The 14,781-nt window shown below is 50.7% G+C and carries 12 protein-coding genes, 2 tRNA genes and 4 other RNA genes; 11 read left to right on the top strand and 7 right to left on the bottom strand.

Annotated elements, in window-relative coordinates; all coding sequences use genetic code 11:
• Positions 1–9 precede the first annotated feature (9 nt).
• Both oppB and oppA read right to left on the bottom strand, forming a co-directional pair.
• Positions 10–930 carry an oligopeptide ABC transporter permease OppB gene (oppB, locus tag MOQ06_RS09325; RefSeq protein ID WP_148419635.1) on the bottom strand — a complete coding sequence of 307 codons (921 nt, stop codon included), beginning with the start codon at positions 928–930 and terminating at the stop codon, positions 10–12.
• Positions 931–1,012: 82 nt separating this feature from the next.
• Positions 1,013–2,644 (bottom strand): oligopeptide ABC transporter substrate-binding protein OppA, encoded by a 1,632-nt coding sequence (gene oppA, locus MOQ06_RS09320; protein WP_148419634.1) that lies wholly within the window; start codon positions 2,642–2,644, stop codon positions 1,013–1,015.
• A gap of 200 nt (positions 2,645–2,844) precedes the next feature.
• On the opposite strand from oppA, the gene MOQ06_RS09315 reads away from it, so the two are divergent.
• Positions 2,845–3,096: a hypothetical protein gene (locus MOQ06_RS09315; RefSeq protein ID WP_242172527.1), complete on the top strand. Its 252-nt coding sequence runs from the start codon at positions 2,845–2,847 to the stop codon at positions 3,094–3,096.
• Positions 3,097–3,412: 316 nt separating this feature from the next.
• On the opposite strand, the gene MOQ06_RS09310 is transcribed toward MOQ06_RS09315, so the two are convergent.
• A complete protein-coding gene (locus tag MOQ06_RS09310) occupies positions 3,413–4,060 on the bottom strand; it encodes a YchE family NAAT transporter (RefSeq protein ID WP_063452247.1) in 648 nt (215 codons plus the stop codon).
• Positions 4,061–4,540: 480 nt separating this feature from the next.
• On the opposite strand from MOQ06_RS09310, the gene adhE reads away from it, so the two are divergent.
• Positions 4,541–7,219 carry a bifunctional acetaldehyde-CoA/alcohol dehydrogenase gene (adhE, locus tag MOQ06_RS09305; protein WP_242172525.1) on the top strand — a complete coding sequence of 893 codons (2,679 nt, stop codon included), beginning with the start codon at positions 4,541–4,543 and terminating at the stop codon, positions 7,217–7,219.
• Positions 7,220–7,283: 64 nt separating this feature from the next.
• Here the strand turns inward: adhE and tdk are convergent, their stop codons facing one another.
• Complete coding sequence (gene tdk, locus MOQ06_RS09300) at positions 7,284–7,898, bottom strand: thymidine kinase (protein ID WP_148419631.1); 615 nt, start codon at positions 7,896–7,898, stop codon at positions 7,284–7,286.
• A 551-nt stretch (positions 7,899–8,449) separates the two neighbouring features.
• Here tdk and hns point away from each other — a divergent pair.
• Positions 8,450–8,863, top strand: a complete 414-nt coding sequence (gene hns, locus MOQ06_RS09295) for a histone-like nucleoid-structuring protein H-NS (RefSeq protein WP_003856724.1) — start codon at positions 8,450–8,452, stop codon at positions 8,861–8,863.
• Between the two features lie 202 nt (positions 8,864–9,065).
• On the opposite strand, the gene galU is transcribed toward hns, so the two are convergent.
• The 3 genes from galU to rssA form a co-directional block, all read right to left on the bottom strand.
• Positions 9,066–9,971 (bottom strand): UTP--glucose-1-phosphate uridylyltransferase GalU, encoded by a 906-nt coding sequence (gene galU / locus MOQ06_RS09290; protein WP_148419630.1) that lies wholly within the window; start codon positions 9,969–9,971, stop codon positions 9,066–9,068.
• A gap of 199 nt (positions 9,972–10,170) precedes the next feature.
• Positions 10,171–11,184 carry a two-component system response regulator RssB gene (rssB, locus tag MOQ06_RS09285; RefSeq protein WP_242172524.1) on the bottom strand — a complete coding sequence of 338 codons (1,014 nt, stop codon included), beginning with the start codon at positions 11,182–11,184 and terminating at the stop codon, positions 10,171–10,173.
• 89 nt (positions 11,185–11,273) lie between these two features.
• Positions 11,274–12,176, bottom strand: a complete 903-nt coding sequence (rssA, locus tag MOQ06_RS09280) for a patatin-like phospholipase RssA (RefSeq protein ID WP_148419628.1) — start codon at positions 12,174–12,176, stop codon at positions 11,274–11,276.
• A 113-nt stretch (positions 12,177–12,289) separates the two neighbouring features.
• On the opposite strand from rssA, the gene MOQ06_RS09275 reads away from it, so the two are divergent.
• From MOQ06_RS09275 to MOQ06_RS09240, 8 genes are all read left to right on the top strand, one after another.
• On the top strand, positions 12,290–12,754 hold the full coding sequence (locus MOQ06_RS09275; protein WP_242172522.1) for a YchJ family protein: 465 nt from the start codon (positions 12,290–12,292) through the stop codon (positions 12,752–12,754).
• Between the two features lie 41 nt (positions 12,755–12,795).
• Positions 12,796–13,638: a formyltetrahydrofolate deformylase gene (gene purU / locus MOQ06_RS09270; protein ID WP_063452241.1), complete on the top strand. Its 843-nt coding sequence runs from the start codon at positions 12,796–12,798 to the stop codon at positions 13,636–13,638.
• Positions 13,639–13,795: 157 nt separating this feature from the next.
• Positions 13,796–13,880, top strand: a tRNA-Tyr gene (locus tag MOQ06_RS09265).
• 35 nt (positions 13,881–13,915) lie between these two features.
• Positions 13,916–14,000, top strand: a tRNA-Tyr gene (locus tag MOQ06_RS09260).
• Positions 14,001–14,045: 45 nt separating this feature from the next.
• A non-coding RNA gene (locus MOQ06_RS09255) (RtT sRNA) lies at positions 14,046–14,176 on the top strand.
• Positions 14,177–14,221: 45 nt separating this feature from the next.
• A non-coding RNA gene (locus tag MOQ06_RS09250) (RtT sRNA) lies at positions 14,222–14,352 on the top strand.
• Positions 14,353–14,397: 45 nt separating this feature from the next.
• Positions 14,398–14,528: non-coding RNA, RtT sRNA (locus MOQ06_RS09245), on the top strand.
• Positions 14,529–14,573: 45 nt separating this feature from the next.
• Positions 14,574–14,704: non-coding RNA, RtT sRNA (locus MOQ06_RS09240), on the top strand.
• The last annotated feature ends 77 nt before the right edge of the window (positions 14,705–14,781 follow it).

The raw sequence follows: 14,781 nt of genomic DNA, 5'->3' as shown, positions 1-14,781 counted from the left end.
GTGCTCCAGTTAGTAACGGATTTTCGGGTCGATAACGGCATACAGCACATCGACAACGGCATTAAACAGAATGGTCAGCGCACCCACGAGGATCGTGAGGCTCAGCACCAGCGAATAGTCACGGTTAAGCGCCCCGTTAACAAACAGCTGCCCAATGCCCGGCAGACCGTAAATGGTTTCAATGACCATGGAACCCGTAATGATGCCGACGAAAGCAGGCCCCATATAGGAGAGCACCGGCAGCAGCGCTGGCTTGAGCGCATGACGCAAAATAATCCGGCGCATCGGCAGCCCCTTCGCGCGGGCGGTACGGATGAAGTTAGAGTGCAGGACTTCAATCATCGATCCACGGGTGATACGGGCGATGCTGGCGATGTACGCCAGTGATAACGCCACCATCGGCAGTATCATGAACTTCAGCGCCCCGCCGTTCCAGCCGCCCCCGGGCAGCCACTGCAGCGTGATGGCAAATATCATGACCAGCAACGGCGCGACAACGAAGCTGGGGATAACCACCCCGGTCATTGCGACCCCCATCACGGCGTAATCCCATCGGGTATTTTGTTTTAGCGCGGCGATAACGCCCGCAGTGACGCCGAGAACCACGGCCAGGATAAATGCAGCAGCACCTAATTTAGCCGATACCGGGAAGCTGGACGCGACCAGGTCGTTAACGGAATAGTCTTTATATTTGAATGACGGTCCAAAATCACCGTGAGCAAGCTGCTTCAGATAGTTGAAGTACTGCGTGGTAATGGGATCGTTTAAATGGTATTTCGCTTCGATATTGGCCATGACTTCTGGCGGAAGCGTACGTTCGCCGGTAAATGGACTGCCCGGCGCAAGGCGCATCATGAAGAATGAAATAGTAATTAGAATAAATAACGTTGGGATCGCTTCAAGACAGCGACGCAGGATAAATTTCAACATTGCCCGTACCTTCTGGCGTGTGCCTGATGAATGTTACAAAGTAGACACAGTGGGGCAAGCTGGCTCGCCCCACGTATTGCCATTAATGCTTGATAATATAAAGATTCTTAACGGAAATATTATCCAACGGGTCTTTACCGGTATAACCCCCTACCCACGGCTTCACCAGACGGGCGTTGACGTAGTAGTACACCGGAACGATCGCAGAGTCTTTATCGAGCTGTTGCTCAGATTTAGCGTACAGATCGGCGCGCTGAGCGTCATCTGCTACCTTCAGCGTTTCACCAATCAGCTTATCAAACGCCGGGCTCTTATAATGTGCAGTGTTGTTCGAGCTGTCGCTGAGCATGGTGTTCAGGAAGGAGGTTGGTTCGTTATAGTCCGCACACCAGCCTGCACGGGCCACGTCGAACGTCCCCTGATGGCGCGTATCGAGGAAGGTCTTCCACTCCTGGTTTTCCAGCTTCACGTTTACGCCCAGGTTCTTCTTCCAGATTGACGCGACGGCGATAGCCAGTTTTTTATGCAGATCGGACGTGTTGTACAGCAGGCTAAACGTCAGCGGCTTATCGGCGGTATAGCCGGCTTCGGCCAGCAGTTTTTTCGCTTCTTCGTTACGTTTTTCCTGAGACCACTTGAACCACTCAGGCTCAACCAGCTTCATTCCGTCGGTGTAAGGCGGGGTATAACTGTAGGCAGGCAGGTCGCCCTGATTCTTCACTTTGTGGACGATGATATCGCGATCCAGCGCCAGCTTCAGTGCGGTACGTACGCGAACGTCGGTAAACGGTGCTTTCTGGTTGTTGATTTCGTAGTAATAGGTGCACAGATACGGATCGACGTGAACTTCTTTTGGGATCTCTTTTTTCAGTTTCTGGAACAGTTCAATCGGCATGTTGTTGTAGGTCATGTCGATTTCACCGCTGCGGTAGCGGTTAACGTCCGTTACTTCTGAAGCAATTGGCAGGTAGGTTACCTGATTAATAACGGTCTTCGCGTTGTCCCAGTACTGCGGGTTACGCTCCAGCACCATACGTTCGTTTACTACCCAGCTTTTCAGCTTGTACGCACCGTTGGTCACGATATTCGCAGGCTGGGTCCATTTTTCACCGAATTTTTCAACAGCGGATTTTGGCACCGGAGAGACGGACGGGTGTACCAGCAGCTTATAGAAGTACGGAACAGGTTCGCTCAACGTGACTTCAAAGGTGTTGGCATCAATGGCTTTTACGCCCAGATCGGTAACCGGCTTTTTACCCGTGATGATGTCATCGATATTGGCAATATGACCATACTGCAGGTAGCTCGCATACGGAGAGGCGGTATTGGGATCCGCCAGGCGCTGCCAGCTATACACGAAATCTTCGGCGGTTACCGGCGTGCCGTCGGACCATTTGGCATCTTTACGCAGGTGGAAGGTCCAGACTTTAAAATCTTTATTGTCCCACTTTTCCGCCACACCCGGCGCCGGATGGCCGTCCACGTCAGTCACCAGCAGACCTTCAAACAGGTCACGGTTAACGTTAGATTCTGGCACCCCTTCAATTTTGTGCGGATCGAGAGACTGTACTTCCGCGCCGTTGTTACGGACCAGCGTTTGCTTCTCGGCCAGCTGAACACCCGCAGGAACGTCCGCGGCCATTGCAGCATTACCCGCGATTAGCGCAGTTAAAATCCCCGCCGCTACCAGACTTTTTTTTGTGATGATGGACATTGTGTTGATACTCCACTCATTATAATGACCGGCCTTCGCCAGTTGTGTAATCCCCTGTTGGGGCCTGTACAGCGCAGGAGTTTTTTTTGCTGCTGTCAGGTTCTTTTTTTACTTCTTGCTATCACCGACTTCATTATTACTGACCGCTCGTACGGCGGCCTTGCGTCGATTCTTTAACCCTCTCCCCTGTCAGAGAGAGCGTGGATTTCATTGGCGAGAGCTATCTGAAAATAATTCTCATCAACTTGTTTAATTCAGCAAAATATAAGGCCGGAAAGTACCAAATGGTGCCACCACTCGCCAATACATTTTGCAAATTTGTTAAGCATTTCTCTTTTATAGCGCCTGAACACACATTGATGGCAGACGCCAATCCTGAAGAAAATGCTAAAAATGCTTGTTTATTATGCTATTACAGAAAAAACGCTCGTAACCGCGATGACATTGCCTGACCGCTCAATTTTTTCACGAAAATTTAACAAATGGTTATTATTTAGCACATTCGTCTGAGCCATCGCAGAATTTACTAATATCATTTCGGTTATCCGTCAGCAAGCCCCAGAGTATCATGTGAGTAAAATAACAAAGGGTTCGAAGGATTTATGTGCAGGATGGGAAGGGTGAAATTAACAACCTCTTGAAAAATAACAAAACAGAGTTATTAGCAGAACTTATTATGACGGGAGCGCATTTCAACTTTATTTATATGATTTACTGATAATCATGTAAAAAAAACGGAGCCATCGGCTCCGTCGTTTCAAATGAAGGTCAGTGTAATAATCCGGGGAATATGCTTTTTATACCGGTGACAATAAATTCAATGCCCAATGCCATTAACAGCAGCCCCATGATACGGGTAATGACGTTGATGCCCGTTTGTCCCAGCAGGCGAACCAGCCATGGCGCCATGCGGAACACGCCCCAGCAGCAGAGCGCGAAAAGAGCAATGGCAACGGAAAAACCAATCAGATGCATCAGGCTGTGGTAGCGCGTACCCCACACAATGGTTGAGCTGATCGCACCCGGTCCTGCCATGAGCGGTAAGGCCAGCGGTACCACGCCAATGCTTTCGCGGATCGCCGTCTCTGATTTTTCCTGCTTGTTCTGCTTATCCTCCCCCAGCTTGCCGCTGATCATCGACATCGCAATGGTCACCACGAGGATCCCACCCGCAATACGGAACGAATCAATCGAGATCCCGAACACCTGCAGAATGGCGTCACCAAGATAAAGGGAGGTCAGCAAGATGATCGCCACCGACAGGTTTGCCGTCAGGTTGGTTTTATTTCTTGCGGCTGCCGTTTGATAGCTGGTCATACTGATAAAGACAGGGATGATCCCGACCGGGTTGACCAGAGCAAACAAGCCGATAAAAAACTTAAAATATGTAGGGAAATCAAAGAGCGTTTGAATCACATTAAGCTCCGCAAATGAGCATGTCCTGGAAGAGATAGCGTGTCATGATAAATCCGCGCTGAAGATACGCTTTTTAGCCGCATACTTCACCAGAAATCTGTGCCTAAACGTTATCAATTCATGATGTTAAACGTTTGTATAATCAATGATAGCGCCACTTCCAATAGTTACTTAATTATTTAACAGTGGAATAATTAGCACAAATTAACCCTGCTGAAAGGTATCAGCTTAGTGGAAAATTGACCCAGATCATAATTTTCGTACTCAGAAGTGAGTAATCTTGATTACGCCGCCAGGGAGATCACCTATCAAAAAGGTATGATGCTAAGGTAAGGCTCTTTTAGTAAATTAGTGAGCTGGAGCAGAGAGTAATCCTTTGTTTTACTGTGTGTTACGCAAGTGGAATCGGCTCTGACTATACTGTCTGACGTATCGAGCGCTGGTTTACTAAAAGAGTTTAAACATTATCAGGAGAGCATTATGGCTGTTACCAATATCGCTGAACTGAACGCCCTCGTCGAGCGCGTAAAAAAAGCCCAGCGTGAATATGCCAATTTCACCCAAGAACAGGTTGATAAAATCTTCCGCGCGGCCGCTCTGGCTGCTGCAGATGCTCGAATCCCTCTCGCTAAAATGGCCGTTGCCGAATCCGGTATGGGTATCGTTGAAGATAAAGTGATCAAAAACCACTTTGCTTCAGAGTATATCTACAACGCCTATAAAGATGAGAAAACCTGCGGCGTGCTGTCAGAAGACGATACTTTCGGCACCATCACTATTGCAGAACCGATCGGCATCATTTGCGGTATCGTTCCAACCACTAACCCAACCTCTACCGCAATCTTCAAATCTCTGATCAGCCTGAAGACCCGTAACGCAATCATCTTCTCCCCGCATCCACGTGCGAAAGACGCCACCAACAAAGCAGCAGACATCGTCCTGCAGGCTGCCATTGCTGCGGGCGCACCAAAAGATTTAATCGGCTGGATCGACCAACCTTCCGTTGAGCTGTCCAACGCCCTTATGCATCACCCAGACATTAACCTGATTCTGGCGACCGGTGGTCCTGGTATGGTTAAAGCAGCATACAGCTCCGGTAAACCGGCAATCGGCGTAGGCGCGGGTAACACACCTGTTGTTATCGACGAAACGGCTGATATTAAGCGTGCTGTTGCCTCTGTTCTGATGTCCAAAACCTTCGATAACGGCGTTATCTGTGCGTCTGAACAGTCTGTCGTCGTCGTTGATTCTGTGTACGACGCCGTTCGTGAACGTTTCGCCAGCCACGGCGGCTACCTGCTGCAGGGTAAAGAGCTGAAAGCCGTTCAGGACGTGATTCTGAAAAATGGCGCACTGAACGCCGCCATCGTTGGTCAGCCAGCTTATAAAATCGCTGAGCTGGCAGGCTTCACCGTTCCTGCTACCACCAAGATTCTGATCGGTGAAGTTAAGGTTGTCGATGAAAGCGAACCGTTCGCTCACGAAAAACTGTCCCCTACTCTGGCAATGTACCGTGCGAAAGATTTCGATGACGCGGTAGAGAAGGCAGAGAAACTGGTTGCCATGGGCGGTATCGGTCACACCTCCTGCCTGTACACCGACCAGGATAACCAGCCAGAACGTGTTGCTCACTTCGGTCAGAAGATGAAAACGGCGCGTATCCTGATCAACACCCCTGCTTCTCAGGGTGGTATCGGTGACCTGTACAACTTCAAACTCGCACCTTCCCTGACTCTGGGTTGTGGTTCCTGGGGTGGTAACTCCATCTCTGAAAACGTTGGTCCAAAACACCTGATCAACAAGAAAACCGTTGCTAAGCGAGCTGAAAACATGTTGTGGCACAAACTTCCGAAATCTATCTACTTCCGCCGTGGCTCTCTGCCAATCGCGCTGGATGAAGTGATTACTGATGGCCACAAACGTGCGCTCATCGTGACCGACCGTTTCCTGTTCAACAATGGCTATGCAGACCAGATCACCTCTGTTCTGAAAGCGGCTGGCGTCGAAACTGAAGTCTTCTTTGAAGTTGAAGCTGACCCAACCCTGAGCGTTGTACGTAAAGGTGCCGAACTGGCAAACTCCTTCAAACCAGATGTGATCATCGCACTGGGTGGCGGTTCCCCAATGGACGCCGCGAAAATTATGTGGGTCATGTACGAGCATCCTGAAACGCACTTCGAAGAACTGGCGCTGCGCTTTATGGATATCCGTAAACGTATCTACAAGTTCCCGAAAATGGGCGTGAAAGCGAAAATGATCGCCGTCACCACCACTTCCGGTACCGGTTCAGAAGTAACGCCGTTTGCGGTTGTGACTGATGACGCAACGGGTCAGAAATATCCGCTGGCTGACTACGCGCTGACGCCAGATATGGCTATCGTCGATGCCAACCTGGTTATGGAAATGCCAAAATCACTGTGTGCGTTCGGTGGTCTGGATGCTGTGACTCACGCTCTGGAAGCTTACGTTTCCGTACTGGCCTCTGAGTTCTCTGACGGTCAGGCTCTGCAGGCGCTGAAGCTGCTGAAAGAAAACCTGCCGGCATCCTATAACGAAGGTTCGAAAAACCCTGTAGCACGTGAGCGTGTACACAGTGCAGCAACCATCGCGGGTATCGCGTTTGCTAACGCCTTCCTCGGTGTTTGCCACTCTATGGCTCACAAACTGGGTTCACAGTTCCACATTCCACACGGTCTGGCGAACGCCCTGTTGATCAGCAACGTTATCCGTTATAACGCCAACGACAACCCAACCAAACAGACTGCATTCAGCCAGTACGACCGCCCACAGGCTCGTCGTCGTTACGCTGAAATCGCTGACCACCTGGGTCTGAGCGCACCGGGCGACCGTACTGCTGCGAAGATTGAGAAGCTGCTGGCGTGGCTGGAAAGCCTGAAGGCGGATCTGGGTATTCCTAAGTCTATCCGTGAAGCAGGTGTTCAGGAAGCTGACTTCCTCGCACACGTAGACAAGCTGTCTGAAGATGCGTTCGATGACCAGTGTACCGGTGCTAACCCACGCTACCCGCTGATTTCCGAGCTGAAACAGATCCTGCTGGATACCTACTACGGCCGTGAATTCACTGAAAGCGATGTTGCTGCTGTGAAAGTGGAACTTCCATTAGTAAAAGCTGACAAGAAAGCGAAGAAAAACGCGTAATTGACAGCGTGATAAAAAACCCGCCAGCGGCGGGTTTTTTTATATCTGAATAACAGCCGCTCTGTTATTTCCGGCTGTCGCCCTGTAGCGCCGTCAGCGAGCCGACAACCAGCGCCTCTTTATAATGCTTGCGGCACACCGAGACATAGCGCTCATTGCCCCCTATCACCACCTGCTCGCCATCAGCGTAGGGTTTGCCCGACTGGTCAAGGCGAAGCACCATGCTGGCCTTACGACCGCAGAAACAAATCGTTTTCAGCTCAACCAGCTTATCTGACCAGGCGAGCAGATACTGACTTCCGGCAAATAACTCTCCACGAAAATCGGTACGTAATCCGTAGCACAGCACGGGAATATCCAGTTCATCCACAACGTCTGAAAGCGCATGGACCTGCTCTCGGGTCAAAAACTGGCTTTCATCGACCAGCACGCAGTGTACAGGCTTAGCGGCATGCTCGGTACGAATATCCTCAAGCAGATCCGTTTCTGGGTTAAACAGCCTTGCAGGCGACGATAGCCCTATTCGTGAACTCACTTTCCCGGCACCGAAGCGATCGTCGATTTCAGCGGTGTACACAACGGTACGCATGCCACGTTCCTGATAATTGTATGAGGATTGCAGTAACGCCGTCGATTTCCCTGCGTTCATTGCCGAATAGTAGAAATAAAGTTGTGCCATTGGCCGAAAAATCCTAATCAATGTGTAATATTCCCGATGATTCATTGTACCATATTTCGTACCTGCATCTGCGCCAGACCGCACGTTCGGGGCCTTTGAGCAGCGGTTAACCCCTCAGCATTCTGCGTAAAATAATGCGTTAAAACAGGCAGTAAAGGCATATAGCAATGACAATATGACAAGCGCAACGTAAGTGATAACACTTCTTTTTATACTGGATTGTTCGTGCTTTAAAATTCACTATTTATTAACTATTTTCGTTCTGGCTGCGCTTTCCCGGAGTAATACAAAAGGCTGATATTTATCAACCGCAACTATAATTCCTGCGGGAAAAGTCACAAAACAAACATGCAAATGACGAGTTTTTGCCGTTTGCATCGATATCTGACAGGTCAGACAAGCAATGAAATTTAAGATAGCGTAATTAATAATAGCGTCGTTTATTTTGTATTTTTTGAATTCCTTACATTCCGGCCTATTGCACAAGTCAAATTAACGCTCTATTATTAGGACAACAAACCCACCCCCATTATAAGTTTGAGATTACTACAATGAGCGAAGCACTTAAAATTCTGAACAACATCCGTACTCTTCGTGCGCAGGCAAGAGAATGTACCCTTGAGACGCTTGAAGAAATGCTGGAAAAATTAGAAGTTGTAGTTAACGAACGTCGTGAAGAAGAAAGCGCAGCCGCTGCTGAAATCGAAGAACGTACGCGTAAACTGCAACAGTATCGCGAAATGCTGATTGCTGACGGTATCGATCCAAATGAATTGCTGAACAGCATGGCAGCAGCGAAAACGGGCACCAAAGCAAAACGCGCTGCACGCCCTGCTAAATATAGCTACATTGATGAGAACGGCGAAGAGAAAACCTGGACCGGCCAGGGTCGTACTCCTGCTGTTATCAAGAAAGCAATGGACGAGCAAGGCAAACAACTGGATGACTTCCTTATCAAGGATTAATCTGGAAAGATTCTGAAAATCCCGCCCTGAGCGGGGTTTTTTATGCCTGCCATATTTTCCCGTACATCTCCTTACACTCTGTCATATTGCGATGCGCACTATTTAACGTCCTTGACAATCACGGTGACAAATACCGCACGGCAGGCATAAAAAAACCGGTGAGCATCGCCGCACCGGTCTTGTTTAGCAGGCTGGAGGATTATTACTTAATACCCACGCTACCTTTGAGCCAGGCTTTAAATTCTTCACCCAGGCTGTTGTGGCGAATGCCATATTCAACGAACGCCTGCATATAACCGAGTTTATTCCCGCAGTCATGGCTCTTACCTTTCATATGGTAGGCTTCTACGGTCTCTTTCTCGATCAGCATATCAATGGCATCCGTCAGCTGGATTTCATCACCAGCACCCGGAGGGGTTTTCGCCAGCAGCGCCCAAATCTCTGCGCTGAGCACATAGCGGCCTACGACAGCGAGGTTAGACGGCGCAACGTCAGCCTTCGGTTTTTCTACAACGCCAACCATCGGCACGCTTTCGCCCGGTTGCAGGTTTACGCCCTTGCAGTCAACCACGCCGTAAGCGGTAACGTCGTCGACTGGCTCTACCATGATCTGGCTGCTGCCGGTTTCGTCGAAGCGTTTGATCATCTCTGCCAGGTTTTCCTGGGAAAGATCGGATTCGTATTCGTCCAGAATGACGTCTGGCAGGATTACCGCAACGGGCTCATCACCCACTACCGGATGCGCGCACAGTACCGCATGGCCCAGACCTTTCGCCAGGCCCTGGCGAACCTGCATAATGGTAACGTGTGGAGGGCAAATAGACTGAACTTCTTCCAGCAGCTGACGCTTAACGCGTTTTTCCAGCATCGCTTCAAGTTCGAAACTGGTATCGAAATGGTTTTCGATAGAGTTTTTAGATGAATGCGTCACCAGAACAATTTCGGTGATACCTGCAGCAATACACTCATTCACGACATACTGGATTAATGGCTTATCAACCAGAGGCAGCATCTCTTTTGGGATTGCCTTCGTCGCTGGCAACATCCTGGTACCCAATCCCGCCACCGGGATAACGGCCTTTCTGACTTTCGAATTTAGGGCAGCCATTGAAATTCTCCTGAATTGTTCAAGTTTTGAACTTTTATGCATTGAATAACGCGTTGAGTATACAGTCTCAGCCACTAATACGGGTCTGAAAAGGACGCGTTGCCGATCAATTAAGACAAATACGCATGAAACTTGCAGCGATAGTAGCACCGCCGGCAAAAACACAGGTAAAGCAATCTGAAAAATAAAAACCGATTGCTTACTCCGTGGACAACATTAAGCGTAACCGTCCACCCGCACCCCAAATTTGGCACTGCCAGGAGGTGCAGCGATGACTAATTTGATTAAGGTAAGTATTTCCCAGCGTCCCCAAGGGTACGCCGTTACTCACCTGAATATGATGTTCTCCGGTATTCAGCGTGGCATTTAACCCTGCCGATACCAGAATAAGGTTATTCAACCCGCTGTGATAATAGCCAACCAGAAGCGGGAACTGACCCGGTAAATTCGCCTGGCGGAAAAGCTGGTTAACCTGTTTGAGTAAACTGCCTAGCTCAGGAAGCCGTTGCCCCTGATGGGATAATTGTTCCTGTAACAAACCATTAAACAGCGCGCGCAGCAATAAGGCAGCCAAAACGCCGTTATCTCCCGCCCGGGTGACGTCCAGACAATAAAAGGCGAGATCGGAATCTGATAACGGTGCAATATCCAGCACCAGTCCCGGCTGGTCAGCCGCTACCAGCTGACGATAATTTACCCTGCAATGAGAAATCTTTTGCTGCACGGGCGGCTGAAGTTCCTGAAGCAACTTTGCGGCCGCGAGGGGATTACTGACTAATGCATCCCAGTCCTGGAATAAACGTTCTTCTTCCTCAACCCGGGAATTAAACATATTAGGGTACAGGCACGCGAGCACCGTTTCACGCAGACGGTTTAAATCCTTGACGGGCTTGAGCAGGATATCCTGCACCCCCAGACGCAGCGCTTTGGCGATATCCGACATATTCTCGGTGGCGGAGATAACCAGAATGGGGGTCTGATCCCCTTCGTTACGCAGGTTCTCCACCAGCATCAGGCCGTTCATGCGAGGCATCTCGATATCACAGATCATCAGGTCAGGCGTAATGCTGGCCATTTTTTCCAGCGCCTCGACGCCATCTTCGGCAAGGGACGTGGTTGCACCCAGTGAGGATAACCACGAATCCAGTAGCGATCGGAAAACGGGCTCGTCTTCAACTATCAAAATGTGTTTTCCGGCCAATGGCTGTGTCATGGTTCCTCCCCTGGCTGACAGTTACTCAATAGTGGCATGCTATTGGTACTATCGCCTGTCAGATTTTGCTGAAGTAATCAAAAAAGTGCTTAACGTGCTGTACGCACAAAAGGCAACAGTTCATCTATTTTCTTTTCGACGGCTAACGAGCCCGCTGCAATGGCGGCTTCAGCCCGGTGGAAATCTAAGGTTGAGATTTGTGGGCAATAGGGTTGAATAAGAATATCCGGAGGATCGCCCGCCATACGGTTTCGCTTCAGGCGATTCTCAAGGATTTGAATGGAGGTCGTCATGATTTCGACGGCGTTAGGCGCGGCTACCGCACGACGGGAGGCCAGACGCCCTATTCTGCCGCGCAGACGCGCATGCCACGCCAGTTTCTCTGTTTCTGCCTCATCGCTCTGAAGATTAACCGACATCAGATCCTGCTGCATAAGATGGGCGTCGTGCTGTAAATCTACGGCAATGACGATATCTGCCCCCATAGCACGCGTCAGCGAGATGGGCACGGGATTCACTACCCCGCCATCAACGAGCCAGTAGCCGTTGTGCGGCACGGGGGCCATTAAGCCCGGTATGCTACAGGAGGCGCGTACGGCACGGTGAATATCCCCTTCGGTGAGCCATATTTCCCGGCCCGTACTGAGGTTGGTGGCAACGGCACCAAATGGCATATGGCAGTGGCTGAAGTCAGCGTGCGGCATAATCTTGCGGAACTGGTTGAACACGCGTTCCCCGCGCAGCAGCCCGCCGCGCTGCCAGGAGAGATCCATCAGGCGCAGCACATCCCAGTAGCGAAAAGAGCGCACCCAGCTTTCGAGCTCCGGGAGCTTGCCGCAGGCGTAAGCGGACCCGACCAGCGACCCGATAGAACAACCTGCAACGATATCAACGTCAATCCCCATCTGGTTTAAGGCGTTGATAACGCCAATATGTGACCAACCCCGGGCGGCACCTGAGCCCAACGCCAGTCCAATTTTTACCTTTCTCATTAGCCCTGTTTTACTTCCCCTGGATTCCCGACATAGCGTCAACGCAACTGCTCAGTTAACATGGTGCTACCTTAAGCGTTTAACGCCTTATTTTTTGTTCCAGGAAGAGAATCGTGTCTCAACTCTGCCCCTGTGGTAGCGCTCTGGAGTATAGCCTATGTTGCCAGCGATATCTTTCTGGCGAGCAGGTTGCTCCAGACCCGTCACACCTTATGCGCTCGCGGTATGCTGCTTTTGTGATCAAAAACGCAGACTACCTGATTAACACCTGGCACCCGTCCTGCCAGGCGGCCGATTTCCGCCAGGAGATTGAAGCCGGGTTCGCCAACACGACCTGGCTTGGCCTCACCGTCTTTGACTCCGCTCCCGGTCGTGATGATAACGAAGGCTATGTCAGCTTTGTCGCCCGCTTCAGCGAGCAAAACAAACCGGGAGCCATCATTGAACGTTCCCGGTTCTTAAAGGAAAGCGGGCAATGGTATTATATTGACGGTACACGCCCGCAATTCGGTCGTAACGATCCCTGCCCCTGCGGTTCAGGTAAAAAATTTAAAAAGTGTTGCGGCAGCAATGCCTGACAACTCAGACTTCGCAAATACTTAAACAGGATTTCCCGGCGATGCAATCATTACAACGTAAAGTTCTGCGCACTATTTGTCCCGATCAAAAAGGGCTTATCGCACGAATTACTAACATTTGTTACAAACATGAACTGAATATCGTGCAGAACAACGAGTTCGTTGACCACCGTACCGGTCGCTTCTTTATGCGCACCGAGCTGGAAGGCATTTTCAACGACACCACCCTGCTTGCCGATCTGGATAGCGCCCTGCCGGAAGGCTCGGTACGCGAGCTGAATCCGGCCGGCCGTCGCCGCATTGTGATTCTGGTCACCAAAGAGGCGCACTGCCTGGGCGACCTGCTGATGAAGGCCAACTATGGCGGACTGGACGTTGAAATCGCCGCCGTTATTGGCAACCACGAGACGCTGCGTACCCTGGTTGAACGTTTTGACATTCCGTTCGAGCTGGTGAGCCATGAAGGCCATACCCGTGAAGAACACGACAACCTGATGGCTCAGGCCATTGAGGCGCATAACCCGGACTACGTCGTGCTGGCAAAATACATGCGCGTACTGACGCCGTCCTTCGTGGCACGCTTCCCGAACAAGATCATCAACATTCACCATTCATTCCTGCCAGCCTTTATTGGTGCACGCCCGTATCACCAGGCGTACGAGCGCGGGGTGAAGATCATCGGTGCGACCGCCCACTACGTGAACGATAATCTGGACGAAGGCCCAATCATCATGCAGGACGTCATTCACGTGGACCACACCTACACGGCGGAAGATATGATGCGCGCAGGGCGCGACGTCGAGAAGAACGTCCTGAGCCGTGCTCTGTATCAGGTGCTTGCCCAGCGCGTCTTTGTCTACGGCAACAGAACGATTATTCTTTAATCCTTCGGAAAATGAATTGATTAGCTTTCCGCCTTTACGGATAAAAAGCAGGCAAACAACTTCATTTCCCTAAAGGAATACTTTACAGGGGCGCCTCATTTGATATGATGCGCCCCGCTTCCAACAGGAAGCAGGCCAGTAAAAAGCATTACCCCGTGGTGGGGTTCCCGAGCGGCCAAAGGGAGCAGACTGTAAATCTGCCGTCATCGACTTCGAAGGTTCGAATCCTTCCCCCACCACCATCTTCAAGCTGTACCTCAAAATATGAATTACCCCTGGTGGGGTTCCCGAGCGGCCAAAGGGAGCAGACTGTAAATCTGCCGTCATCGACTTCGAAGGTTCGAATCCTTCCCCCACCACCATCACTTCCAAATATCCCAATACTACCCTAAAGCACAATGCCTTATGTTCTTCCATTGCGGGGAAGGATGAGAAGCTTCGACTAAGGTTCGATTCGAGCGTAGCGAGAAAGCGTTGCCGCAGGCAACGACCCGAAGGGCGAGGCGCAACGCGCCGGGTAATCCTTCCCCCACCACCATCACTTCCAAATATCCCAATACTACCCTAAAGCACAATGCCTTATGTTCTTCCATTGCGGGGAAGGATGAGAAGCTTCGACTAAGGTTCGATTCGAGCGTAGCGAGAAAGCGTTGCCGCAGGCAACGACCCGAAGGGCGAGGCGCAACGCGCCGGGTAATCCTTCCCCCACCACCATCACTTCCAAATATCCCAATACTACCCTAAAGCACAATGCCTTATGTTCTTCCATTGCGGGGAAGGATGAGAAGCTTCGACTAAGGTTCGATTCGAGCGTAGCGAGAAAGCGTTGCCGCAGGCAACGACCCGAAGGGCGAGGCGCAACGCGCCGGGTAATCCTTCCCCCACCACCATCACTTCCAAATATCCCAATACTACCCTAAAGCACAATGCCTTATGTTCTTCCATTGCGGGGAAGGATGAGAAGCTTCGACTAAGGTTCGATTCGAGCGTAGCGAGAAAGCGTTGCCGCAGGCAACGACCCGAAGGGCGAGGCGCAACGCGCCGGGTAATCCTTCCCCCACCACCATCACTTCCAAATATCCCAAGACTACCCTAAAGCACAATGCCTTATGTTCTTCCATTGCGGGGAAGGATAAGTCGTGC

This window comes from Enterobacter sp. I4, assembly GCF_022669095.1.
Taxonomy (GTDB): Bacteria; Pseudomonadota; Gammaproteobacteria; order Enterobacterales; family Enterobacteriaceae; genus Enterobacter; species Enterobacter pasteurii.
This window is presented reverse-complemented; position numbering and strand designations above follow the sequence as displayed.

Bases quoted from the DNA above. Each gene is read 5' to 3' on its own strand.
- oppB (WP_148419635.1), bottom strand. From the start codon at position 930: ATGTTGAAATTTATCCTGCGTCGCTGTCTTGAAGCGATCCCAACGTTA.
- oppA (WP_148419634.1), bottom strand. From the start codon at position 2,644: ATGTCCATCATCACAAAAAAAAGTCTGGTAGCGGCGGGGATTTTAACT.
- adhE (WP_242172525.1), top strand. From the start codon at position 4,541: ATGGCTGTTACCAATATCGCTGAACTGAACGCCCTCGTCGAGCGCGTA.
- tdk (WP_148419631.1), bottom strand. From the start codon at position 7,898: ATGGCACAACTTTATTTCTACTATTCGGCAATGAACGCAGGGAAATCG.
- hns (WP_003856724.1), top strand. From the start codon at position 8,450: ATGAGCGAAGCACTTAAAATTCTGAACAACATCCGTACTCTTCGTGCG.
- galU (WP_148419630.1), bottom strand. From the start codon at position 9,971: ATGGCTGCCCTAAATTCGAAAGTCAGAAAGGCCGTTATCCCGGTGGCG.
- rssB (WP_242172524.1), bottom strand. From the start codon at position 11,184: ATGACACAGCCATTGGCCGGAAAACACATTTTGATAGTTGAAGACGAG.
- rssA (WP_148419628.1), bottom strand. From the start codon at position 12,176: ATGAGAAAGGTAAAAATTGGACTGGCGTTGGGCTCAGGTGCCGCCCGG.
- purU (WP_063452241.1), top strand. From the start codon at position 12,796: ATGCAATCATTACAACGTAAAGTTCTGCGCACTATTTGTCCCGATCAA.